We start from the raw sequence: 25,112 nt of genomic DNA, 5'->3' as shown, positions 1-25,112 counted from the left end.
CTAAATTAAGTAATACAAAATAAACATGAGGAACTATTAATACAAGTTTTTTTTTATATATATGATGAATATCACATTACTTAATAGTTAAATTATTCCTTATAAATATTGATTACATTATGTAACAAATTAAATAAAATTTTAGTTAATTTAAAATATTAAAATTTGCACTTTAATAAAAAGTCTATTAAAAAAATTATGTAACTGAAAATGACTTCCTCTTCAGGAGATAATAGAATGAATGAAAATAATATTTGGCCCAAGAATAGAATATGTAATTTATTTAATATTTCTCATCCAATCATCCAAGCGGGTATGGTTTGGGTAAGTGGAGGGAAATTAGCTGCAGCGGCAGCAAATGCTGGTTGCTTAGGATTAATAGGCGCTGGTAGTATGCAGCCAGATGTTCTCAAACAGCATATTCAAAAAGCAAAAAAATTAACAAATCGTTCTATCGGAATAAACATTCCTTTATTATACAATAAAACTCAAAGTCAAATTGAAGTGGCCTTATCGGCAGGAATCAAAATTTTTTTTACAAGTGCTGGTTCCCCTAAGACCTGGACTCCTTTTTTAAAAAAAGAGGGCTGCACAGTTGTTCATGTTGTAAGTAATCCTGATTTAGCTTTAAAATGCCAAAACGCTGGGGTTGATGCTGTAGTTGTCGAAGGTTTTGAAGCAGGTGGTCACAATGGTCGGGATGAGCTAACAACTCTAGTTTTATTGCAACAAATGCGCAAATTGCTAGAAATTCCTATTATTGCAGCTGGCGGAATTGGCTCAGGAGAAGCCGCATTAGCATGCTTTGCACTAGGAGCTGAAGGAGTCCAAATAGGCACCGCATTTGCGGCTACAGAAGAAAGTTCTGCTCATATTAATTTTAAAACTGCAATGTGCCAAGCTAAATTTAATTCAACCTTTTTAAGAATGAAAAAACTTGTTCCAGTTCGACTTTTAGAAAATAGTTTTTCGAAAAAAATTGCTCTAGCTGAAGATGAATGTGCTGATAAAGAAAAATTGGCACAACTACTTGGTAAAGGGAGAGCAAAAGAAGGTATGTTAAATGGAAATTTAGATGAAGGTGAGCTTGAAGTTGGCCAAATTGTTTCAGAAATAAATGAAATTTTAACTTGTAACAATTTAGTGAATAAAATAATAAATGAATATGTTGAAGCAAAAAACAAATTATTTTTAAATTAATATTTTGCAAAAAATTTCAAAAAATAACTTTATTAATAAATAAATAAGTAAATAAGAAATTATATTTCATATATTTTCAAAAAAAAAAAATCTAAAGACTTTAATCATTACATCGATTAATTATCATAATTTTGACACAGTCAAAATAGTTGCAGTAAGTGAAATTAATTTCAAATTACTTGGCAATTGGCAAGGTTCTAGGAGGTTATATTTTATGGGTTTTCGTATTGCTACAAATGTGCAATCTTTAAATGCACAACGTAACTTAACAATTAGTAATGAGATGAATAACCAATCCATGGAAAAGCTGTCCTCAGGTTTTAGAATTAATAAAGCTTCTGATGACGCTGCTGGTCTTGCTATTAGTGATAAATTAAGAGCTGATTATCGCTCACTTGTCATGGCTAGAAGAAATGCCAATGATGGTGTTTCTTTAATCCAAACTGCCGAAGGCGGTTTGAATGAAATTGGAAATATTTTATCTAGACTTCGTGAACTTTCTATTCAAGGAGCAAGTGATACTATAGGTAACACTGAGCGAGGTTTTTTAAACAAAGAATTTGGCCAATTAAAAGATGAAATCAACCGTATTTCTAAAACTACTGAATTTAACGGAACACTTTTGTTAGTTGGAAACCAAGATGATATTGATGAAGAAATTACTAAAAGATCTAATAAATTTCCACTTGAATTACAAGTTGGAAAAAACTATTTTGAATCCGCAGATAGCTTAGATAATATTAATCCAACAAATATCATTAGAATTGATTTTAGTAACGTAAATGCCTCAGTTAATGAAGACGGTTTAAATCTAGGTACATCAGAAGAAGATGAGATAACAAGCGTTTCTTCTAAAGAAATGTCACAAAAATCTATTAGTATAATAGATGATGCTATCACTAAAGTATCATCCTATCGTTCCACTATGGGTGCAATTCAAAGTCGTTTAAATTCTACAATTACCCAATTAAGTATCCAAGCAGAAAACAATGCAGCTACAAATAGCCGTATTCGTGATACAGATTTTGCCGAAGAAACAGCTAAACTTGCACAGTCAAATATTTTAAAACAATCTGGTGTTTCTGTTTTATCTCAATCCAATCAAATTCCAATGCTTGCATTACGTTTATTAGGATAATATTTATAAAATTCATGTATTTATTCTTTTAAATTAATTATCCTGTAAAGTTATAATTAATTTAAAAGAATAATTTTATCCCCAAAACAAAACGTAAAAAGGTTTTTTGTCGTAGGCAAAAAACAATGATATTTTTGGATAACCAAGGACAGCCAATAGATCTTTCGGCTGTCCTTGATGTATTTCAGGAATTCCAATATCAAAACTATATCCTTCATTTTTTAATGCTAATTTTGATTTTCCACAAATTTGGTTACAAATTTCACTTGTCACATCTTTAATATCTGCATCTGAAACTTTTGCATCTTCAGGTGACATAAAAACAGCCTTTGTAATTGCTGTTGCAGATTCTAATTCCATACAAAATGCCATTGTTCCTTTACCAGTATCACGTGAAAGATTCATCCTACCAGCAACAACTATTTTTAAATTTGTATTTTCGCCAACAACTGGTTTTAAAAATGATGGTTCTGTTCTTGTATTCGTTTTAACTATTTCTTTTGTTGATTTAATAAAAGCATTCAATACTTTAACATCAAATATTGCTGCTTCTGTTGCTAGAAAGTCCTTTAAACTCTTAGGTTGCCCACCACTTGCAGGTTTATTTCCATAGGAAGAAGAACTAGATGAGTATGATGAGCTAGATCCTGAGCCTCCTCCTGTTTTTGCAAGTTTTGTTAAATTATCAAGCTTGGCATTAATTTGCTCAAACTCAGTTTTTGTTTCTAAAACATGCTCTTTTAATTTAGCTATATCTTTTTTAAGTTCTTTTTGCTCGCCCAATACATTTTTTTGAGTTTCAATGAGTTCCATTATTTTATCAATAATATCCTCATAATACCTATCAAGCTTTTTTTCCAACGGATTTTGGGCAGACATCCTGTTTTCATTCCCTCATCCTAAGAGAGAGCTAATACAATTAACTGACATCTCTAGCTATCGATAAGACATGTTAAAATCTGTAGAAGCCTTAAGGGGGAAAAATGACACTATCTGTATTTAAAAACATAATAGTTGTTGACGATGATCCTGATGTTCTCTCTCAAATGGAAAAAATTTTCCAAAAAATGGGAAAAATAAATTACAAAGGATTTCTAGGAGCAGAACAAGCATTAAAAGAACTTGAAACAAACTCCACAATTTTCGATATCATTTTTGTAGATGTTAGAATGCCTATATTTTCTGGTATTGCCCTTGTCCAATACATAAAAACTCATGAAAATAAAAAAATCAGAGATTGTTTTTGCGTGCCGATTGTTGGGAGTATAGGAAAAGAAGATAAAGCAATTATATCTGAATTTTATTTTTATGAAACTTTAACAAAACCAGTAGCGGAAAAAGACTTCATTAAAAGATTAGAAGAATTAGAAGAGCAAGAAAAAAATCCAGAAAGTGATAGGAATTTTCAAAAAGAATTTAACAATTCTATGGTTGCTAAAAATTATAAAAAAGCTGAAGAATTGCTATTGCCCAGGTTAAAAAAAGAACCAAATTCACTAAGATTTCTTACTTTATATGCTGAACTCCTGTTAAGAGCGCAGGATATAAAAAAATCCGAAGAATTTTTAAATAAGATTCTAAAAATTGATCCTAACCATATACCAGCATTAAATTTAATTTCAAAAGTTCATATCAAAAATAATAAATTTGATGATGCTATGAAAGCTTTAGAGAAGGCAAAACTTTTAAGTCCACATAACATTGATAGGCTTCTTGTCATTGGTGAATTAAATTTAGGAAATGGTGAAGCAGAAAAAGCAGAAGAAAATTTTAAAAATGTATTAAAACTTAATCCAACAGATGACAGAGCTTCTTTTGGTTTAGGTAGAGCACTTGCAACACAAGGCAGAACTGAAGAAAGTAAAAAAGTATTGGCCAATCTTAAAAAAGGTTCTGAACTCGCTAGCTTTTTTAATAATAAAGGCGTTTTACTAGTCAAAGCTGGTAAATTTAATGAAGGAGTTTCTCTATATAAAAATGCTATAAAAGTTTTAGATATGCCTGATAAAGAATATTTATTACTTTATAATATCGCCTTAGCATATTCAAAATTAGGTGATAAAGTAAAAGCAATAGAGCACGCTAAAAAATCAGTTGAAAAGGCTCCACCAAATTATTTAAAATCAAAAACACTTTTAGAAAAACTTGAAAAAGAGGGTGCTTCACCAGCTGCACCAGCTGCTCAAGCAAAAAGTACAGCTGGTGCTCCCACAGCTAATACAGCAGGAAAAGAAACACCAAAATGTTTACTAACTGGAGATCAAATGTCTTTTATTATGGGCGGTTTTGATGATGGAGCAAAACCAGCACCAGCCACACCAGCTGGTGAAGAAGAATTTATTTCATTCGGATTAAATTGAATATAAAAATATTTCTTAACATCATCATAAATGTTTTGTTGAATATATTTTTCAATTCTGGCATTAGCAAGATCAGCAATTGTACTGATATTTATTTGTTTATTTAACAAAAACTTAATTTTCTCACTTGATTGAACTAATATAAATTTTCTATTACCTTTATCTTCAATATTTTTTTCCAAAACAGCTTGTGCCGTTGTACCAGAACCTGCAAAAAAATCGAGAATAATATCATTAGAATCATGCAAAGTACAAAGACTTATTATTCTTTTTATTAATTCAACTGATTTAGGCATATCAAAATTAATAAAATCAATAATTTTCTTAAAATCTTTTGATCCAGATATTTTTATATCATTCCATAAATCACTCCCCAATATATTATTTTTTTGAGGTATAAAATGTTCTGGTTTTCCTAATTTACTTAAGCGTAAAAGATCAAATTTTGTATTTTCTGCAATATTTTTTCTATACCATTTTCCTATGTCTTCATCAGAAATATTTTCTGAATTTTTCTTTTTTAATTCATTCAAGATTTTCTTATAGTTTTCTATTGCTTGTAAACTTCGCTGTTTTGACCAACGCCATTGACCATTTTTGGGAAGAATGCCAAATAATTCATATCTTAAATTAGGTCTATTTGTCCCTCTCCAATGGTTATTCCAACAACCATAATTTCTATTTTTATTTTTATTCTGAACTTCAAATTTTTTAATTTTTGTTTCTTTTTTTTTACTATAAAATAAAATGTATTCATGCCCTACAGACAAACTTCTTGCAGAATTAAATTGAGCTTGAACATTTTTTACTCCTCTTGGAACTATAATACAATTTCTAAAATTTTCTCGGCCAAAAATTTCATCCATAAGAAATCTTAAATAATGTATCTCATTATCGTCTATACTTATAAAGATAAATCCACTGTCTGAAAGAAGTTTATAAGCAAGTTGTAATCTTGGTTTCATCATTTCACACCAGGAGGTATGATCACCATAATTATCATTATAAATAAATTTTTGTTTCGTATTATAAGGAGGATCTATATATATTAATTTTATTTTGTTACTATATAAAGACAAAAGAGATTCTAGTACTGGAAGGTTATCTCCTTCAATTAAATAATTAGCTTCATTAATGTAACTTGAAAAATGATTTAAAGAAAATTCATTTTTGAGTTTACTCATTTAAATACTCTAAAAGTTTTTCTAATTTATAGACTTCATCATCTAAAACTCTCCCACCTGCTACAAAGGCATGCCCGCCACCGGCAAAATTTTGCGCAAAATAATTTCCTAAATGCTTTGTCGAATTTTTAGGCTTATTCCAAGGATTAATTCCACATGAAATGGATGTACTTCCTTTGTTATAGTTTGGAAATACATGCAGAGCATATTCTGATTCTGGAAACAATAAATAAGGAAGAAACCGAGCCATACCAGAAAACTCTTTTGTACCTAGAAAATTAGAATAAGCTACTTTTGAAATTTGTTGTGTTACTTTTTTATAAATTCTATATTGCTTATAAAATAGTAGTTCTTCATTTTTTATAATAGCATCGTAGATATAATCACTATCAAAAAGATTTTCTACAGAAGGGCTTTTAATAATTTGTCTTACAAGTTTTTTATATAATGCTATTTTATCAATGATTGGATGACTTGGACTGAATAAAGTTTGCAACTTTACTGCTTGTGAAGAGTAATCATGAGCCGCCTCACTTGTAACATACAAAGCACCATCAATTATTTCAGCTAGATCAATAAATTCTTCATATTCTTTTAAAATTTTTATAGGAAATGTTAGCTCGTGATGATGTGTCCGCAGTAGCCCGGGAGTACTAATAGCTTGAGTATCCCACTTTGTGACTACATTGGGAATGATTTCAGAAGTATTTCTTTCATTTAAAAAAGAAAAGCTTGATCCTGTGGGATGATGATCAATCCAATAGCAATCAGGAATTTGTTTTTCATTATTTAGTTTTTTTTCAAGAGTTTGCTTAGCTAAAAAAAACTTATTATTTAAAAAAGAAGGATGTAATGAAAAATCAAGAATAGCACAAGGCCATTTAATTTCCCGAAGATTCCAATCACCTTGCGAAGAGACATGATTCACTGGATGAATATCAATATTCCAACCATATTTGGCAAATTTATCATGAATAAATTTTGAAAATAATGCCGCAGCTATTCCGCCGTCAGCATCAGAATGACTATAAATCGTATAAGTAAGGTCTTTTGACATAATTAACCTTATAACATATTAATAGCACGAAAAAGATTTAAGAATAATTCAAAATAAAAACTTAATAAACCTGACATTATTAATATAATAAAACCAACAGTCATAAACATTGCTTTTTCTTGCACTTTCCGTGAAAGATCATAGGATAAATTATTAATTAAAATATACCACCCAGGTGTACCAGGAACGGGCAAAAGATTTAAAGCTCCAATTATTATATTTAAAAAACAAATATATGATAATATCATTCTTGATAATATTTCAGGGCTAGAATAATCGGCTCCTTGGGGAATTATAATATTTCCCATAATTTTTAAAACTATAGTACATATTAATGCTATTAAAAAGTTAATTAATATTCCAGAAGAATAAACTAAATTTATATCTCTTTTTATTCTCTTAAAATATCTAGTTTCAATATTAAATTGTTTTGGCCATCCAAAAACTATTGGGGAATTCAATAAAATAGTAAAGAAAGGAAATAAAACTGTTCCAAATAATTCAATATGTGGCAAAGGATTTAATGTTGCCATTTGCGACGTTTGCGCAGAAGTATCCCCTTTTTTTCTAGCAACAATAGCAATTGCTGCTTGTGACATAGTTATTGCAATTAAAAAACCTAAATATTTAAGCATTGCAGTGGGAAGAGAAAACTTTGAATCCAGATACAAAAATTCCATTCTAATGTACTTTCATGTTAACTTGTTAATTTTTTATATACTTGTTTTTTCATTAATTTTCTTTTTGATAAACCAAACAATAATTAATGTAACTATTGCTATTCCTAATATAGCAAAAATTCCATACTGCCCTTTTTTCACATAGTGGTCGAGCAAATTCAAATCACTTAATTGACGTTCTCCCCAAAATCCTAGATAAACCCATACTGGAACACTAATGATAGCAGCAAAACCATCGGTCAATAGAAATTTAAGATATGAAACTTGACGAGTTATACCTGTAACTACGAAAATTGGCGAACGTAATCCAGGCATAAATCGCGCTGCAAAGATAAGCCAAAAACCATGTTTTGCAAATTTTTCTTGAATCCACGTATATCTTTTTTCAGTTACTATTTTAGAAAAAAATCTTACTTTTAATAGTCTTTTACCATATATTCTTCCTAAGAAAAACATGGTACTATCACCTATTAATACACCAGCCATAGATATTAGCAGCATAATATGTACTTCATTACAGTCATTTAAGGCTTGTAAAAATGAACCATCAACATTACATGCAACAGAAGAGATAACCCCGCCTGCAACAAGTGTAATATCTTCAGGAATTGGCAAGCCAAAACCGCACAATAGAAGTACTCCAAAAACAGCAATTGAACCGTAAGTTGTAAAAAAATCGATTAAACTATCTAACACAATTACCACTCTCCAAAAGCACTAAAAAAAAGCCTAGTATATTCATTTAGCCGATACTCTAAAAGGCTGCAAATTTTATTCCAATAAACTATCACCTTAAGACATTTTTGCTCTTTAAATTAATTATATTAACTTTTTTAAGCCTTCTTATAATCTTACTCCTCAATTAACATAAACAAATTGACTTGTTTTAAAAAAGGTTAGTTGACACAAGAAAATAGGTGCTTATGTTCCAGGAAAGCAGGGAGTGGAAGCATCCTGATTTCAGGCTCATACATAACAGCCTAAAAACAAAAAGCTTTTCCCTAAGTATTGAAAACAAAAATGATTAATTTTTTATCCCTTTTTTGGAGGTCCTAGTATGAGTAAGATAATTGGAATTGACTTGGGAACAACCAACTCGGTTGTGGCTGTTATGGAAAATGGTCAAGCAAAAGTCATTACAAATCAAGAAGGTGAACGCACAACTCCCTCAGTTGTAGCTTATACACGCGATGGCGAATTTATTGTTGGTCGCGCAGCTCGCAACCAAGCAGTAACAAATCCACGTAATACTATTTACTCAGCAAAACGCTTTATCGGTAGCCATTTCTCTGAACGCTCAGAAGAAGCTACAAAAATGCCTTACCTAGTAAAAAAAGGCGCAAGTGACAAAGTTTTATTTGAAATTGGTGGAAAAGACATGGCTCCACCTGAAATTTCAGCAAAAGTTCTACAAAAATTAAAGGAAGCAGCAGAAAGTTATCTTGGCCAAAGCGTAACTAAAGCTGTTATTACAGTTCCAGCATATTTTAATGACTCCCAACGCCAAGCTACAAAAGATGCAGGTAAAATTGCAGGTCTTGAAGTACTACGTATCATCAACGAACCTACAGCTGCCGCTCTTGCATATGGTTTAGACAAAAAAACTAACCAAAAAATTGCTGTTTACGACTTTGGTGGCGGTACATTCGATGTGTCCGTTCTTGAAGTAGGCGACAACGTTGTTGAAGTTCTTTCCACAAATGGAGACACACACCTTGGTGGTGACAACGTTGATGAACGCTTAATTGAATTTCTAGTTGGCGAGTTCAAAAAGCAAACTTCTATTGATGTCTCTAAAGACCCAATGGCAATGCAACGTTTAAAAGAAGCTGCAGAAAAAGCAAAAATTGAACTTTCTGGACAAACTAAAGTAGACATCAATCTACCATACTTAACAGCAGATCAAACAGGACCAAAGCACCTCGCTGTAAGCTTAATGCGTTCTCAATTTGAACAAATGATCATGGATATCATTGATAGAACAATCGAGCCATGCCGCGCTGCTTTACGTGATGCTAATCTTTCTGTTGAACAAATTGATGAAGTTGTAATGGTTGGTGGTTCTACACGTATTCCTTTAGTTGGCGATAAAGTAAAAGCTTTCTTCAAGAAAGAACCAAACCGCACAGTGAATCCTGACGAAGTTGTTGCTGTTGGTGCAGCGGTTCAAGCAGGCGTTCTTGGCGGTGAAGTAAAAGACGTTCTATTACTCGACGTTACTCCTTTAAGCTTAGGGATTGAAACACTTGGTGGTGTATTTACTAAACTCATTGAACGCAACAGCACTATTCCAAAACGTGCAAGCCAAATTTTCTCAACAGCAGCCGATAACCAAACTAGCGTGGAAATTGGTGTATTCCAAGGTGAACGTGAAATGGCTCGTGACAACCGCCGTCTTGGACAATTTAACTTAACAGAAATTCCTGCTGCACCGCGTGGTGTTCCGCAAATTGAAGTAACATTTGATATTGACGCTAACGGTATTCTAAACGTTTCAGCTAAAGACCTAGGAACCAGTAAAGAACAAAAAATTACTGTTTCTAACTCTGGCGGACTTTCAGAAGCAGAAATCAAGCGCATGATGGAAGAAGCTGAACGCCATGCTGCAGAGGACAAAGCGCGTCGTGAAGCTATTGATACTCGCAATAAATTAGATAGCATTATCTTCCAAACTGAAAAGAATTTAAAAGAAAATGGCGATAAGCTTCCGGCTGATATGAAGGCTTCTCTAGAAACAGAATTAACAAGCGCGCGTTCTGTCCTTGAAACAAAGAGTGAAGACAAAGCAGCTCTAGAAGCGGCAATTGCTTCTCTTGAAGCTAAAGCCCATAAATTGGCAGAAGAAATGTATAAAAATGCCGGTGCACAAGGAGCTCAACCTGGCGCAAACCCTGGAACTGGCACTGGCGGACAACAACAAAGTAACAATCAAAACAATTCTAAAAATAAAGATGGAGTTGTTGATGCTGAGTTTGAATCCAATAATTAATCTGCAATTTTGATACAATAATTTACCCTTTATTTTATTTAAATTTTTAAAATAAAGGGTTTTTTATTTGTTTAAATAAAATTCTTAAAATTAAAATTCGTTAACCTTATAAAATATTAAAATATATTAACCTAATTGATTAGTATAATTTGCTGCATAATTATAAAGATCTAGCCAAAATAAATTAAAAATCTCATAATCTTTATCAATTAAAAACATGATTTCGTAAACACTTCAACATCCAATTGATAATTATTTATATAATTAATATTTGCTTTATAGAGTTCACTAATTGCTCTACCTGATTCCAGTTCAAAATGATGATGACCAAAGTAAACATATTTATTTCCAGTAACTAAACTCAATTCTTCTGTAATAGAAGAAAATGCTTTAAAAAGAATGTTACCATTTCTTTCAACTGATTCTAAAATAATATATTTCTCGATTGGAATAGCATTATAAAGTAAACCAACAAGTTCATAAAAACATTTTCGTGAATTGACATTATTTGAATTCCAAATCGTGGTTAAAGACTCTGAAAATTTTTGGGGAGAGTTACAATCAAAATGTTTAAGATCTCGAAGAAAAAGAGCTGAATGAAGTTCATCTTCATAATTATGTTGATTAACAATTTTTTGAAAAATATCATCAGATTTCAAATCTCTAAAGCAATATTCATTAACATCAGAAAAACTCATCGCAAAGTGGGAAAGTAACGGTATAAAAGATAATTTTCCTAATGGGGGTTTCGTATTATCATTTAAAAAAGAAATGAGGGGATGGTTTCTATAAATGATGTCTAATTATTTAAATTTTTCATTTATACGCTGAATTTTTCCCTCCAAATATAATTATTGCATTAAAATATTATTATATTTATCACTTAAAGTCCTGGAGTCTAAAAAATGTCGCCAAGAATAATAAAATATTAATTAAACCAAGGTGGAGTTTTATCACGAATTTCTTTAATCCATGGCATCTCAGGGAAATGTTTTGGATGATATCCTGTTGCTAAGTATATATTTTTAAAACCCAATTGATAAATTTCTTTTGCTATTTCTTCTCCTTTTTTATTTCCTGATAAGGAAGAATCTATATAAATACTTATATCTTTCCTAAACTTATGCATTTGCACAAAAAAAGATTCGGGTTCTTGAAAACAAACTATACATTTATCTTTTGCTGCTAATTTCCATAAATCATGCATGAAAATATCATCATCAATTAAAACGGCAAAAACTTCTGAATCATTTGTAACATTATAGTCTTTTACTTTATCAGAAAAACTTGAATTTTTAGATATTCCTTTTTCTAAAAAAATAGGTAATAAATAAACTAAACATTTTGGAATTAATTTAATTCCAAATTTTTCACATTCTATTTGTAACGTTGAATCATCAAATTTACTTGAAACTAAGACAGATTGATCAGATATATTTAATTTTCTCAATATTGAAACTCCATTTTCAGATGAATTCATAAATTCATAGTCACATAAAACAAAGATATTTTTATTTAAAGTCTTTTTAATATCATCATACCAAGTAAAAAAAACACTAGGATGAATAAAATGTTGTAATGTAATATTAGCATCAATAAGACTCTTAAATTTTTCTTTCCATGTGCTATGAATTGATTCATCATCATCCACGACAACAACTAAAGAATTTTCAGGAATACTTAATTTGGATAAAAACCAAGCAGGGGATATTGCTTTTGCAAAACTCATTGATATGGTGGTACCATAATTTACTTGTGACTGAATAGAAAAAGATCCGCCCCAATTTTTGATCAATTTATTGGCGTGAGAAAGACCGAGACCCGTTCCACCTTTTTTATTATAAGTATGCCCTTCCTCCATTAATCTTGGAAGAATATTTTCCGGGATCCCTATTCCTGTATCCTTAAGCTTCAAATGAATTTTTCCTTCTAATGCAGATAATGAAAGTATAACTTTTCCTTCATTTTCAATTGCTTCAAAAGAATTGTTTATTAAATTCGATAACATTCTTTTAAATTCATTTGGTTGAACTTTTGCAAATGTATTGTATGCATTTTGATTGTGCTCAAATTCTATTTTAATGCTACTATTAAAGGTATATTGCATTCTTTTTTCTGAGATTAAAGATTCAACTAAACTAGAAATGAGTTGGATACTTTCTTCTTCTTCTGAAAGCGCTTTATTTTCAGACTGAAAAATATTTTGCTGTTTTTTTACTAAATTATTTGCAATATCTTGAATTCGATATATAGCATTGCGTGCTAATATTCTTTTATCTTCAGGTAACTCATTTATTACATTTAAAAAAACATTTAATGCGGCAAGTGGTGAGCGTATATCATGGGCTACTTGAGCTAGTTTCATAAACTCTGCCTGTTGTTTTTCTCTTTCAGCAGTTGCTATTTTTAGTCTTAATTCATCAACTTTTTCAGCTACCTGAAAAATTTCTTCTAGTAAAAATGAACCGTTACTTCTTGATGTTTGGACATATTCAAATAAATTACTAACTGGTTTAATAATATACTTTTTTAAAATTAATCCATTTATATAAAAGGCAATACAAACAAATATAAGTAAGAAAATTAATGCTATTAAAAAAGAATAAAGTAATTGCTCATTTTTATCACGTTTTATTTCATATGGAATAACAAAATTGTTATTTTTAATTATTCTAATACCATTTAAAATAGCTCCATTTTTTATTTCAAATTGATAACAATTACTGCAATGATTCCAACTTGCATCTAAATTACTAATTTTTTTTAGCACAGCTGCAAAATTAAAAAAAACATGCAAATATGCTTTGCATCTACCAATTGTAGGATTAATTGTATTATTCAAATAGCAGAGTTCTAAAATTAAGTATGTATCACTTTCTTTTCCAACTGAAGAAAGAAAATTATTGTTATGATCAAAAAGTTTATAACCAATCAACTCTTTACTAACATACATGTTGAAATTTTTTAGAAGTTCAATTTCTAACAAATTTCTAGAAGTTTCTCCTGCATGTAAGTAACTTAAAAAAGGGCTCGAGTAAGAAAGCAATAAAATTTTTTGAAAAATGTCATTTACATAAGTTCCATATATTTTTTCTTTTTTTTCTTTTAAAAGATTATTATTTGTTTCTTTATACTGAAAATACAAAAGTAGAATAACTCCAGTTAAAATAACAAAAATTATAATAATAATACTTAATGATAGTGCATTGATATAGTTTATAATTCTATTAAAGTTTAATTTTGTATTTCTACTTTTATTTTCTGCCATAATTCCGAAATTTTTTGAAACTCGTTACTACTCGGTCTTCCATGCCACTGTAACTTATCATAAGTTTTATCAAAAAATGAATTATTAACTTGTAAATATAAGGGATCAATTTTTTTCTCAAATTCTCGCAGAGAACCATAAGGTGACATTCTAAAGTCATGCGCAATAATTTTTGTATTCATTTCTTTGTCGGCTAAAATTTTCATTACACAAGAAGTTTTAGGATTTTTATCGAGTGAAGCAATAAGATCTCCACCAATATATGAAACTTTTGGGTGATGCATAAATTTATATTTTGGATTTTTTTTGATAATTTCGTATGAATTTCCTATCCAAGCATGCAGTATTACAATATTTTCATCTTTATAAAAATTTGCAATATCATTACTTAAAATAACATCAACATTTGTAAATATTTTTTTAAACCGCAACACAGCTTCTTCAAACGTAACTTGCTCACCTAATTTAGCAATCAACTTCATTGGTTCTATAGGATTATCTAAAATAATAATTTTTTTATTTTTTAACTTTTGAAAAATAACTTCTAAAGGTAACTCAGGACCAATTGTTAATTTTTCTGAATTATACAAAAAACCAGCGGCCTCAATGGCAAAAATACCTACATTTTTTGGTAAATTTTTAGCAAAACCTGAATTAGATACACCTTCAGCATATTTTTTTCGAATATCCGAGATATCAGTTCCTTTATTTGCAACTTTTTGCGCGACTAAATTATAAGTGCTTTGGGGAAATATAACTATTGAATATTCCTGTTCGTGAAATCTTTTTAAAAATTCATCAATAGAATAAAATTCATCGTAAGATATTTTTGCTCCACATCGTTGCTCTAATTCAGAAACAATTACGGAATTAAAATACCCCCACCAGGATAATATATTTACTGCAAAAGCATTTTTCTGATATGTTGTTAAAGTTAAACTCATTAGAACTACTTTTATTAAAAAAGTGAAAAAAACTTGCATAAAAGATCAATTTTTACTTAACAAATCTAATTTTGTTCTTTCCCATAGTTTTATAATTTTTAAATATTCTTCCTCAGTAGGCCTAGTCGTCCACTGTAAATTTTGAAGCGTATTTTTAAAAAAATAGTTGTTTACTTCTAAATACAAGTCACTCGCAATATTTTTATTTTTTGTTAATATCCCATAGGGAGAAAGACGAAAATCATTAGAAACTATTTTTGTATTGATCTCTTTCCCAGCCAATGCTTTTACTACACACTCTGTTTCTGTTTTTGTATTCAATGCGGCAATAAGATCTGCACCTAAATTTGAAATAGCTGGGTGATGAATAAACTTTAATTTAGGATTGTTTTTAATTTGGGCATAAGCGTTTCCTAGCCAAGCTTGTGCTAATACAATATCTTTATCATTGCTAAAATTAGCCAAATCATTAGAAACAATAATTTCCACATCTGCAAAAAGATCTTGAAACTTAGCATTAATATTGCTTGGAAACTGATAATTAGGAGAAATAAATTTCATTGGCTCAATAGGATTATCAATCACTATTACTTTTTTTCCTTTTGCTTTCCTAAAAATTTCCTGCAAAGAGTCTGTTGGTGAAATACTAATTTTATCTGCATTATATAAAAATCCAGCGGCTTCTATGGCAAAAATAGCAACATTTTTAGGTAAATTTTGATTGAAAATAGACTGAGAAATTAAAGGGTGTTGTGTTTTTTTTATCTCTTCTAAACTGACTCCTTTATTGTTTGCTTTTTTTGCTATAAAGTTATAACCTGTTTGAGCAAAAATTGCGATAGAATATGATTGTTCATTCATTCTTTTTATAAATTCATGCGTTGTGTAATATTCATCATATGATACCTTGGTCTTACATTTATCTTCTAAAAAACTAACCAATTCTTTATTAAAATAACCCCACCAAGCTATGATATTGACAGAAGCTTTAGAGGTATTAGGCAAACCCAAAGACATTACTACACCTATATTATAAATGAGACTTAAAATTTTTATAAACATTGATAATCCGTTAAAATAAAAGTAAATGAGGTCATACCTCACTTAAAAAGCTTTTATTGCAAGGTTTAGCAAACAATTTATAGATTATTAAATATTTTAGATTACCTTTAATATATTTTTTTTCAAAAGAAAACCAATAAGTGGATAGAGCTTATTTTCTTAGTTTGATGAATGAATTGGAATATGAAGAAACACTGTTGTTCCAACATTTTCTTCTGATTGAATAAACAATTTTCCTCCCCATTTTTCAATTGTTAATTTTGCATAATACAACCCTAAACCAAAGCCAGCATGAGTAAATTGTTCTTTTCCAATACTTACACCAAAGTTGCCAATTTTTTTTAAATCTTCTACTCTAATTCCTTTCCCTTGATCCTTAATTTCAATGACATTAAAATTTTCTTCACTTTTGGTAAGATTTATAAAAATTTGAGCATTTTTATTCTGTGAAGCTTCATAAGCATTGTTTATTATATTTGATAAAATTCTTGTTAATTCAATCGGGCACATTTTTGCTGAAGAAAGATTTTCAATTTGAACTGAAAAATTTATTTTTAAATCTTTGTAAATTTTTTCAGTCTTTTCAAAAATAATATCTTCAATTACTTTTTTGGTATTGCAAAAATATTGTTTTGTTATTGTACTGCTTTTGTTAAGGTTCACTGAAATTAGTTCATCTATTATACTTGAAATTCTTTCTATCTGGTTTGCAATTATTTGGGCTTGTGATTGATCGAGTTCTTTTTCAATCTCTTTGAATAATATTCTAAGAATAGTAATTGGCCCCCTAATATCATGGGATAATTTAGAAGAAAGCAAATATTTCACTTTCTCAATTTCGTATTTATTTATTTCTCTTTCTTGCAATATATTAACTTGACAGAGATTTTTTAATTTTTCATTTGCAATGTAATATTCATTCACTATCTCTTCAATTTCAATTAATAAAGGATTTATTTTATTCTGTGTATTACTAGTATAAGTATTAAAATACACTTTTTTTAACGTTTTTGTAAGAAAATTTGAAAACTTTAATGAAATTATATTTAAACTAAAAAATATAAAATAAAAGATTAGTAATTCACGAGAAATTTTAAATATATTTACTTTCCCTAAATCAATTGAGAATAGAAAAAATATATAAATAACCAATGCTGTTAAAACTCCAGAAATTGGCAATAAACACCTTAAACTAAAAAAAGTCGAAAATTGTTCTTTTCTGAAATCTAGTAAATCTTTAACTTTAAAAAAATTTATCGCAATTAAAAAAATTCCTAAACTCCAAGTATATTCATAATAAGTTTGTGGCCCATTTTGATTAAATACTTGTTCGTATCTTATGACTAAATCTCCAAAAGCCATCAGTAATATTCCTGCTAAAAAAATCAAGTGATTTAGTTTTTTAACAAGAAATGAAAGTGAAAGACTTATTGCAACTATTGCAATTTCAATAATAGAAAAAATTGCGCAAAGAATCTGCACTGCTTTATCTGCAGAACTTGAGCTTAAATAAGGAATTAAAACATAATTCAATGAAATAAATCCAAATATTATTGCAAAAATTATTGTAAGCGAATGAATGTAATAACTTTTAATTTTTGCATACATTTTTTTAAGCAGAATGTATAGAATAGCTAAAAATGATATATCGTACATCAAAATAGATAACTTGAATGTTAGTAAACTTTCTTTTTCAGGAAATACTATAGTTATCATATAGATAAAGTCAGCTATCAGCAAAGCTGTGATAAAAAAGATAGTGATAATATAAATACTTGAAGTTTTTCTATCGTCTTTGTAATATTTTTTATACAAAATTAAGACCATTATTATTAATATTGTAAGCTCACTGATAGCTTCATGTATTCCAAATACAATATTTGATGGGGGATTAAAGACTTTAATTATGGCAAAAGGGATAATGCAATAAATAAAAAAGAAAACGAATTTGCTATTATTAATTATATTTTTCATATAAATTCTTTTCTAAATCCAAATTTTTTAAAAATAATTTCTTTATAATTCAAGTACCAAAATTTTAAAGTATGTGTTTTTTCTTTAATTGAATTATCATTTTCAACTGAATCATAAGATACTTCAATATTAATATTAGGATCAGAAAAACCTGATTTTAAAAAAACTCTCTTAAATTTTTCATCTTTATTTTTCAAAGTTTGATCTACATTTTTATTTTCATTCGAACAATTTTCTTGACAAAATACTACTCCTTCAAAGTGATAATCTAAGGAAAAATGTACTAACTTTTTAAATAGTTTTGCCCCATAAATCTCTCCCGCTGAAGATGATCTTACGATTACTTCTCCAATATAAAATAATTTTTGAGGTTCAAACCCTTGCATTCTAAATTTATCTGCCACATTCCCAAAAGAACTGGCAAGATTTGCAAACGATCCTCCTGCAGCAAATCCAAGAATCTGATTTTCTTTCTGTATTGTAATAAAAACCGAATTTGGATCATCTAAATAATTTTGTAGGTAACATAGCTCATATTCAAAACTACCTGCATAAAGATAAGGAAAATCTCGAAAATAAATTATTCTTAAAGCTGCAAAGTAATGCAGCATTTTCTTTTTTTCTTCATACCGATAATGATAGACATATTTATATTCTGGCATACAAGACTCTTTATATTTAATAACTAAAATAAGTCATTTTAAACAGACTCTTCCAAAGAATAACAAAATATCATATTTTATTAATAAGCAAGAATATTAATATATAAATTTTAAATTTATTATAATTACATATATTTATATTTTTTAATGGTTATCTAATTATAAAACAGTAATTTTTTTAACATACTTTTTAGATTTAAATAATTAATAATTTTTATTAATTTAATTTTTTAGCCAAAATAAATTCAACATTATTGTTGATATAAATTACAAGTAACATTTTTTTACAGTTACTTAAGTAATTGCTTAGAATATTTTATTTAGAGATTAAATTCATAAAATAGATTGATTAAAAACAAAATTCAATGTAGTATAAAAAACAAAACAAGGAATAAAAAAATGAAAAAATACATAACATATATAAAGAAGTCATTTACTATAATTTTTATACTTTCAGCAGCAGCGCATGCTCAAAGCTCTGAAGAAAGAGAATCTGCTAAAACAAATATTTTCTGTTCAACTCAAGATGGAAAATGGGAGTGGCTTAAAGAAAATGGAAATTTAATAGAAATTTCTGGCAAATGGGTATCATACTACAAAGATTATGATGGTAGATATTTATTTCTAAAATATTTTGAAGTAGATGAAGGAGCGGAAAAAATATCACAATTACGTAACCAATGTATTGCAAAGTTTGGAAATAATTATTCCTTTGCACAACCTGCTGACAGTAGATTTGACCGGTGGTATCTTTTAGGAACAAAAAATGGGGTCGCAGCACCAGGGCATTTTTATATGAAATATGCATGCAAGTATTGCTTTTATCGGAGTACAGGTAATTTTGAAAGAAATCATTTAGCGTTTAATAATATAGATTTAAAAGAATTCATTGAAAAATATTTCGATAAATATTATTGATTCATTTTCTTTTCTTCTTCTATAGTTTCAAACTCTAAATTAATGACGCTATCTAACCTATTAATATCTTCATTTTTTGTAATATTTTTCTCTAATATTTCAAAAGTAATACCAAAATTTTCAAAACAATTATTTAGCAATTCTCCATTTTTTGCATATATTGAACTATTGCCAGAAAATGTAAGGCCACCATGACTTCCAATAAAATTGGATACTACAACATAACAATCAAATTCTTTTGCCAATAAAGCAAAATGATTTAAGTCGAAACTATAATATCCTCCTTTTATAAAAGCACCTAAAATAAGATAGGCATCTATTTGCAAAAATTTCAATTTTGTCGTTATATCCATTGAATAACAATCATAACTAATGGCAACTCCAAAATACCAATCATGAATTTTAAATACACAGTTTTTTTCACCAAATTTAAAAATTTCCTTTTCTTCAGCATCTAAAAGCTGCTTATCATAAATATGAATAAGTTCACCAAACTCATTTATGATTAAAGCACTATTATATAGTTCTGAACCTTTGCGAATACAGCAACCAACTATTGCTGCAATTTTAAAATTTCTGCAGGCATTAAATAAAAAATTTAAGCCATTTCCATCTTCAGTAAATACTCCTCTTCCTTCATCAATTAATTTCAAATCATAACCACATATTGCCAATTCAGGGAAAAGTACTAACTGGACACTTCTATGAGAAGATTCTTCTAATATAGTACAAATTTTTTTGATATTGTAACCTAAATTTCCTGCTAATGGTGCGAATTGTGCCGTAGCAATATTAATTTTACTTTTCATTTTTATTAGTTCCAATTTAACTACTAAAACCAAAAATTAAAAATCCAAGTCCAACTAATCCAAATCCAATACTTAAGTACCAAAACCTTTTTCTTTTAATAAGTATTGCAAATGCAGTCATTCCAATTGCTACTTGAAATAATGTTACACTTCTAGAGAATGATATATGCTTCAATAAATGTTGTTCCGATAAAACTTCTTTTTCTTTTGCAATTTGTGATATTTCTTTTATTTCGTTTTTATATGATTCTATTTTATTTAAAATCTTCTCATCGCTAAAATGAGGATTAATCGCTTTTAAAATTTCTAATTTTGTTTCTGCTACATTCATTTTAATGCTTTTAGCTTGATAGTATGACCATTGATCTGATGACTTCATTTGCTCAACAATTGATTCATTTGAATGATAACCAGCTAGAAGCGATGCGGTAGCAGCAAATATTGCATAAATGGCAGATGTTATTGCATAAGTCATTATCTGCTTTTCATTTGATTTATGCATAGCTTCGTGCCTGATATGTTCTTTTACAGTTTCTGTATGATCTTCTGGAGACTCCATAAATTATCCTATCTAAGTTTTTTTATAGTATACCTTATTTTTCATAGTATTTAAATTTTTTTAGATAGAACTTTTAGATATTTCTTGCCAAAGCTTGTTTGCAATTTTTTTATTATTTGCATAAAACTTTTTACTAAATATCAAATAGTATTTTTTGTTATTAAAGGATCAGATATTTTTTTATAGTACTTTTAAGTAACTATCATTAAATATCTTAAAATATATTAAACTAATTATATTCACTATATTTTTCATAAATTTTTTTCATTTTATTTTCATTTATATTTATTTTTTTTATATTTTCCCATATTCTATCAATATCTTGTTTAGGAATTTTAGATTCTTTTGAAAATGGGATGAAGTACGATTTCATTACATAAGGAATCTGACTTATTTTTATTTTATTTTTTAAATTTTTTATCTTATTTATTTTATTTTGAAAAGCAATATATGCTACCACAGACCCAATTTTATCTCGAAGCATTTTTTGAACATTAACAACATCACTTTTACCAATATCTAAATTGTCTTTATATATATCTTCAAGTTCTTTAACAACAGAATAACCTCTAGAAACCCTAACAGGAATTGGTAAAGTTTTTTTATTCCCATCAAATTCATACTTTTCATTTATTGATGTAATTACAATATAACCACCACAGTATAATCTAAATTCTGAACTACACGGTTTTTTTTCATTTTTTCCTGACTGTGGTGGGTAATTCAAAAATTCAGCACGTTCATCGGTATACGAAGCATTTATTGTTCCATCATAAATTCCTTTTCTTGCTGAATCTAAGCACCTAGCCCAAGGCATTATGTCAACTATAAGTTTATATTTATTTTTCAAAAGAGGGTCTTTCATTGCTTCATTAATAATATCGATTTCAATTCCTTTTAACGTACCTTCACTTACTATTATAAATGGAACCTGTTCATTTTCATCAGCACAAATTTTAACTATTTCGCCATAAGAAAAATTTGAAAAAACTAAAAGAAAATTTAAAACACTAAATTTGATTGCATGTATAATATTTTTACTTTTCATAAATTTGTATACTTCTTAAAAATTGAATTTAGTATTTTTTTATTTTCATTTACAATTTGTAGATTTTTCCAAATAGATTTCCTTATTTTTTGATCTAAGATTGAATTTTTTGAAAATCCTATATAATAAGATTTTTTTGTGTAACTCTTTTTATGAACTTTTATTAATTTCAAAAGATCAATATTATCTTCAAATTTTACATAATAAAATTTATCCGCATAAGAAGTGTAAGCTATTACTGAACCTGACTTGTCTCGCAACATTTTTTTTATATTTACACTATCACTTTTCCCAATCTCCAAGTTTTCTTTTAATACTGTTTCTAACTCTGTATTAATAGAGTATCCTCTTGCAATTCTTACAGGGTATGGAAGTTCAGTTACTTTCCCAGAATATTGAGGTTTAAAAGACTTTAATGTAATTACCAAATATCCTCCGCAGTAAAACTTAAATTTTGACCCACAAGGTTGTTTTTCCATTTCTCCTGAGTCATCTGGAAACTGAATATATTGCTCTCTTTCAGAATTATAAGATATATTTAGCACAGCATCTACTTGTCCTTTTTTAACCATATCTAAACAACGATTCCAAGGCATTGGTTGAATTTTGAAAGAATAAATTTGCAATTCTTTTGAAAAAATAAAAGCCTGGTTAATTATATCTATCAATATTCCAGTAGGATTTTCTTGATTAGCAATTAAAAAAGGTTGATCATCATTATCATCTGAACAAATTCGAATTTCTTTTTCTAGCGAAAAAATATTAGCAGTATTAAATGCAAAAAAAAACAATATTAAAATTTTAAAAATTTTAATGATAGAAGCCATATCTAACCTTACATCATAGTATTGTAATTCTATGTTATCTTCTAAATTTTATCTAATTTATAGATGTCTAAATTTTGATATGCTAAAAAATAGTGTTTGGGGAAAATTGAATATTACTTCTATCTCCCCATTTTCTTATAAGATTCATTGCTAATTCACTAACTTCATGATTTGAACTCTGCGCTAGTCGAAGAATAATATTAGGAAATATAGGATCAATAGAACCATCAATCACTTCTAAAGCATATATCTGTTCAACTTCATTTTCAGAATTTAAATAACTTAGCAGTCTTTCTTGATTCCAGTTTTTAGGAAAATTTGCTACCAGATCTGCTAATTGATGACAATTTTTTGTACATTCACCTTCAGCAAAAAAAACCCTTTCAATTTTCTCTAATAATTTATCATCATATTTAGAAGGAATAAGAACTTTAGAGTTCATAGAAAAACTATCATTGCTACCTTGTGACCAATCTACTAAATAATTACTCCCTAAAAATGCCTTACTTTCCAATAAATTTTCTGCTAAATTAACTTGTAGATTGTGAATAGGAATACTTAAAGCTAATTCAAATATTTTCAATTTATTATAAGTAGCAAGGCTTATTATAAGAAAAGAGGTTAATATTGGAACAAAGACAAATTTTATTTTTGAAACTCGTTTTTCTGATAGATAGTAATAACTCATAGACAAAGCAAAAATTGTTACCATTAATTCATAAAAAGTTATAAAGGAAAACAAATAGCAAATAATATATAAAAAAATGACCCAACTTAAAAATCCTGACAATGATAAAGCTAAAATTGAGCTTAACGTAAAAATTGAAGATATTCTTAATCCGTCAGCAACACCATTAATGAACTCATAGTCGTCATTTTTTTTAAAAACAGTTAATAAAAATATTATTAAAAAACTAAAACAAAACGGAATAAAAACTTTTACTAAGAATTTTAAACGAAATTTTATAGGTAAAGAATCAAAAAAATACCAAGTTTTTTCTTTTTTGGGTGCGATATTCCATTCATAAAAAAAGAGTAATAAAAATAAGAAAGGAAGAAAATTCCAAATTCCGCCATAAATTATTCCAATACCTGTTCCTAAGAAACAGATTAAAATAAATGCCCAGTATTGTTTGAATAAGAACTTTGTAATGGAGCTCATTTTTTTGCCCCTTCCTTCTCATAGATTCTAATAATTTCCTCAAAGGAAGTTTTATGTTTTTCTTTAACTGTATCTAAGGAATCTTGCAAAATTACTTCACCCATTTGCAATAGAATTATGCTAGTTGCATAACGCTCAATATCTTCTATCATATTTGTTGCGACAACTACTTGAGCTCCCGTATTAAATGAGTATTTATCAAGATTTTTAAAAATTGCTCTTCTTGAATCATTATCAAGATCATTTGTTACTTCATCTAATAAAATAATTTTAGGCGTTCTAGGTAAACAAAGTAATAATCTTAATCTAACTTGTTCACCTCTCGACATCCTCTCAATTTTTTTATCTAAAGGAACTATAAGATCTTTCAAAAGTTCTGCTTCAATATCATGATTCCAAACGGAAGATAATTTTTTTATTAAATTGAGATGATCATTTGCTGTCAAAGATTTATAAAGCTCAATCCCCCATGAAAGTAAATGGATATCAGATTTTATAGCTTCATAATTAGTAAAAGTATTTTTGCCTTCATATAATATGCTTCCAGAACTTGGTTGATCTAAACCTGCAACTAGTTTGAGTAGTGAAGACTTTCCAGCTCCATTATGCCCAACAAGTGCAGTTATACCTGGGGAATTGATGTAAAGTGCTGGAATATTAAGCCTTTTAACTCCATTTCTGCTATATAGGAGTAAATTTTGAACATCAATCATTGTTTTGATTCACCTCAACCCAACATTCTTCAATTAATATGCCAAATCTTTCTTTATCAATACTTAATTCTTTTGCATGATTAACTACATTGACGAGACCTGTTTTTATCAACTCCAATTTTTGTTCTATTGATAAAGAAACAATATTTTCAGAGACAAAAGCTCCAACCCCTCTTCGAATTACGATAAACTTTTCAACTTCTAAAATTTTTAATGCCTTTTGAATAGTAAGAGAATTTACTTCTATCATTTCAGAGATTTCACGTACAGATGGAAGTGGAGTACCTGCAAGTAAAGAGCCTGATAATATTTGATTTCGCATTTGTTCAACGATCTGTGCATACAGGGGAGTTGAAGAATGCGGGTTTACTTGAAGCCTCATTAGTAGGCAAACTCCTCTTAAGTGATATACATCTCTATATAAGTAGATCACATCGGTTCAAAAATCAAGATTATTAAGAAAGAGGAATACGAAAAATAGATGAATTATGTATTATTGTGTATTTTATAAAATTTGTAAATTCATGTTGCTCGAAATAAGCACTTCCATAAGGATAA

Annotated in this window: 23 protein-coding genes; 5 read left to right on the top strand and 18 right to left on the bottom strand. The window is 28.6% G+C overall.

Features of this window, described 5'->3' with window-relative positions; all coding sequences use genetic code 11:
- Positions 1-237: 237 nt before the first annotated feature.
- Complete coding sequence (locus tag GOY08_RS00245; RefSeq protein ID WP_158996556.1) at positions 238-1,200, top strand: NAD(P)H-dependent flavin oxidoreductase; 963 nt, start codon at positions 238-240, stop codon at positions 1,198-1,200.
- A gap of 214 nt (positions 1,201-1,414) precedes the next feature.
- Positions 1,415-2,338 (top strand): flagellin N-terminal helical domain-containing protein, encoded by a 924-nt coding sequence (locus tag GOY08_RS00240; protein ID WP_158996554.1) that lies wholly within the window; start codon positions 1,415-1,417, stop codon positions 2,336-2,338.
- A gap of 75 nt (positions 2,339-2,413) precedes the next feature.
- Here the strand turns inward: GOY08_RS00240 and GOY08_RS00235 are convergent, their stop codons facing one another.
- Positions 2,414-3,217, bottom strand: a complete 804-nt coding sequence (locus GOY08_RS00235; RefSeq protein ID WP_158996552.1) for a chemotaxis protein CheX — start codon at positions 3,215-3,217, stop codon at positions 2,414-2,416.
- Positions 3,218-3,321: 104 nt separating this feature from the next.
- Between GOY08_RS00235 and GOY08_RS00230 the strand changes: the two genes are divergently transcribed.
- The gene (locus GOY08_RS00230) at positions 3,322-4,698 is read left to right on the top strand and encodes a response regulator (protein WP_158996550.1); all 1,377 of its coding nucleotides are present in this window, start codon (positions 3,322-3,324) and stop codon (positions 4,696-4,698) included.
- On the opposite strand, the gene GOY08_RS00225 is transcribed toward GOY08_RS00230, so the two are convergent.
- The 4 genes from GOY08_RS00225 to GOY08_RS00210 are packed head-to-tail and all read right to left on the bottom strand — an operon-like array spanning position 4,599 to position 8,315.
- Positions 4,599-5,882: a site-specific DNA-methyltransferase gene (locus tag GOY08_RS00225; protein WP_158996548.1), complete on the bottom strand. Its 1,284-nt coding sequence runs from the start codon at positions 5,880-5,882 to the stop codon at positions 4,599-4,601. The two genes, GOY08_RS00230 and GOY08_RS00225, sit on opposite strands and share 100 nt — an antisense overlap.
- A complete protein-coding gene (locus GOY08_RS00220) occupies positions 5,875-6,939 on the bottom strand; it encodes a hypothetical protein (RefSeq protein ID WP_158996546.1) in 1,065 nt (354 codons plus the stop codon). Before GOY08_RS00220 ends, GOY08_RS00225 begins: the two co-directional genes overlap by 8 nt.
- Positions 6,940-6,947: 8 nt before the next feature.
- The gene (locus GOY08_RS00215) at positions 6,948-7,619 is read right to left on the bottom strand and encodes a site-2 protease family protein (RefSeq protein ID WP_158996544.1); all 672 of its coding nucleotides are present in this window, start codon (positions 7,617-7,619) and stop codon (positions 6,948-6,950) included.
- A 33-nt stretch (positions 7,620-7,652) separates the two neighbouring features.
- Positions 7,653-8,315: a DedA family protein gene (locus GOY08_RS00210; protein WP_158996542.1), complete on the bottom strand. Its 663-nt coding sequence runs from the start codon at positions 8,313-8,315 to the stop codon at positions 7,653-7,655.
- Positions 8,316-8,676: 361 nt separating this feature from the next.
- Between GOY08_RS00210 and dnaK the strand changes: the two genes are divergently transcribed.
- Positions 8,677-10,608: a molecular chaperone DnaK gene (gene dnaK, locus GOY08_RS00205; RefSeq protein WP_158996540.1), complete on the top strand. Its 1,932-nt coding sequence runs from the start codon at positions 8,677-8,679 to the stop codon at positions 10,606-10,608.
- A 209-nt stretch (positions 10,609-10,817) separates the two neighbouring features.
- Here the strand turns inward: dnaK and GOY08_RS00200 are convergent, their stop codons facing one another.
- The 6 genes from GOY08_RS00200 to GOY08_RS00175 all read right to left on the bottom strand — a co-directional run bounded on the left by GOY08_RS00200 (position 10,818) and on the right by GOY08_RS00175 (position 18,518).
- Positions 10,818-11,306 (bottom strand): hypothetical protein, encoded by a 489-nt coding sequence (locus GOY08_RS00200; protein ID WP_158996538.1) that lies wholly within the window; start codon positions 11,304-11,306, stop codon positions 10,818-10,820.
- A 230-nt stretch (positions 11,307-11,536) separates the two neighbouring features.
- On the bottom strand, positions 11,537-13,876 hold the full coding sequence (locus GOY08_RS00195) for a sensor histidine kinase (protein ID WP_158996536.1): 2,340 nt from the start codon (positions 13,874-13,876) through the stop codon (positions 11,537-11,539).
- Complete coding sequence (locus GOY08_RS00190) at positions 13,843-14,820, bottom strand: hypothetical protein (RefSeq protein WP_158996534.1); 978 nt, start codon at positions 14,818-14,820, stop codon at positions 13,843-13,845. Before GOY08_RS00190 ends, GOY08_RS00195 begins: the two co-directional genes overlap by 34 nt.
- A 45-nt stretch (positions 14,821-14,865) precedes the next feature.
- Positions 14,866-15,837 carry a type 2 periplasmic-binding domain-containing protein gene (locus GOY08_RS00185; RefSeq protein ID WP_158996532.1) on the bottom strand — a complete coding sequence of 324 codons (972 nt, stop codon included), beginning with the start codon at positions 15,835-15,837 and terminating at the stop codon, positions 14,866-14,868.
- A 204-nt stretch (positions 15,838-16,041) separates the two neighbouring features.
- Positions 16,042-17,856: a sensor histidine kinase gene (locus GOY08_RS00180; protein ID WP_158996530.1), complete on the bottom strand. Its 1,815-nt coding sequence runs from the start codon at positions 17,854-17,856 to the stop codon at positions 16,042-16,044.
- Entirely contained in the window at positions 17,853-18,518 is a 666-nt protein-coding gene (locus tag GOY08_RS00175; protein WP_158996528.1) for a GNAT family N-acetyltransferase, read from the bottom strand. Before GOY08_RS00175 ends, GOY08_RS00180 begins: the two co-directional genes overlap by 4 nt.
- A 399-nt stretch (positions 18,519-18,917) precedes the next feature.
- Here GOY08_RS00175 and GOY08_RS00170 point away from each other — a divergent pair, with 399 nt between their 5' ends.
- Entirely contained in the window at positions 18,918-19,436 is a 519-nt protein-coding gene (locus GOY08_RS00170; protein ID WP_158996526.1) for a hypothetical protein, read from the top strand.
- On the opposite strand, the gene GOY08_RS00165 is transcribed toward GOY08_RS00170, so the two are convergent.
- From GOY08_RS00165 to GOY08_RS00135, 7 genes are all read right to left on the bottom strand, one after another.
- Positions 19,430-20,245 (bottom strand): carbon-nitrogen hydrolase family protein, encoded by an 816-nt coding sequence (locus GOY08_RS00165; protein ID WP_158996524.1) that lies wholly within the window; start codon positions 20,243-20,245, stop codon positions 19,430-19,432. The genes GOY08_RS00170 and GOY08_RS00165 overlap by 7 nt on opposite strands.
- A 16-nt stretch (positions 20,246-20,261) precedes the next feature.
- Positions 20,262-20,804 carry a DUF4337 domain-containing protein gene (locus tag GOY08_RS00160; protein ID WP_158996522.1) on the bottom strand — a complete coding sequence of 181 codons (543 nt, stop codon included), beginning with the start codon at positions 20,802-20,804 and terminating at the stop codon, positions 20,262-20,264.
- A gap of 229 nt (positions 20,805-21,033) precedes the next feature.
- Complete coding sequence (locus tag GOY08_RS00155; RefSeq protein WP_158996520.1) at positions 21,034-21,852, bottom strand: type 2 periplasmic-binding domain-containing protein; 819 nt, start codon at positions 21,850-21,852, stop codon at positions 21,034-21,036.
- Positions 21,849-22,679: a substrate-binding periplasmic protein gene (locus GOY08_RS00150; protein WP_158996518.1), complete on the bottom strand. Its 831-nt coding sequence runs from the start codon at positions 22,677-22,679 to the stop codon at positions 21,849-21,851. The genes GOY08_RS00155 and GOY08_RS00150 overlap by 4 nt, the downstream gene beginning before the upstream one ends.
- A gap of 82 nt (positions 22,680-22,761) precedes the next feature.
- Entirely contained in the window at positions 22,762-23,841 is a 1,080-nt protein-coding gene (locus tag GOY08_RS00145; RefSeq protein ID WP_158996516.1) for a hypothetical protein, read from the bottom strand.
- Positions 23,838-24,554, bottom strand: coding sequence for an ATP-binding cassette domain-containing protein (locus GOY08_RS00140; RefSeq protein ID WP_158996514.1), 717 nt, complete (start codon positions 24,552-24,554; stop codon positions 23,838-23,840). The genes GOY08_RS00145 and GOY08_RS00140 overlap by 4 nt, the downstream gene beginning before the upstream one ends.
- A complete protein-coding gene (locus tag GOY08_RS00135) occupies positions 24,547-24,936 on the bottom strand; it encodes a GntR family transcriptional regulator (protein ID WP_158996512.1) in 390 nt (129 codons plus the stop codon). Before GOY08_RS00135 ends, GOY08_RS00140 begins: the two co-directional genes overlap by 8 nt.
- Between the last annotated feature and the right edge of the window lie 176 nt (positions 24,937-25,112).

Origin of the sequence: Pigmentibacter ruber, assembly GCF_009792895.1 — a bacterium.
Classification (GTDB): domain Bacteria; phylum Bdellovibrionota_B; class Oligoflexia; order Silvanigrellales; family Silvanigrellaceae; genus Silvanigrella; species Silvanigrella rubra.
Note: the sequence above shows the minus strand (reverse complement) of the source record. Positions and strands in the feature narration are given on the sequence as shown.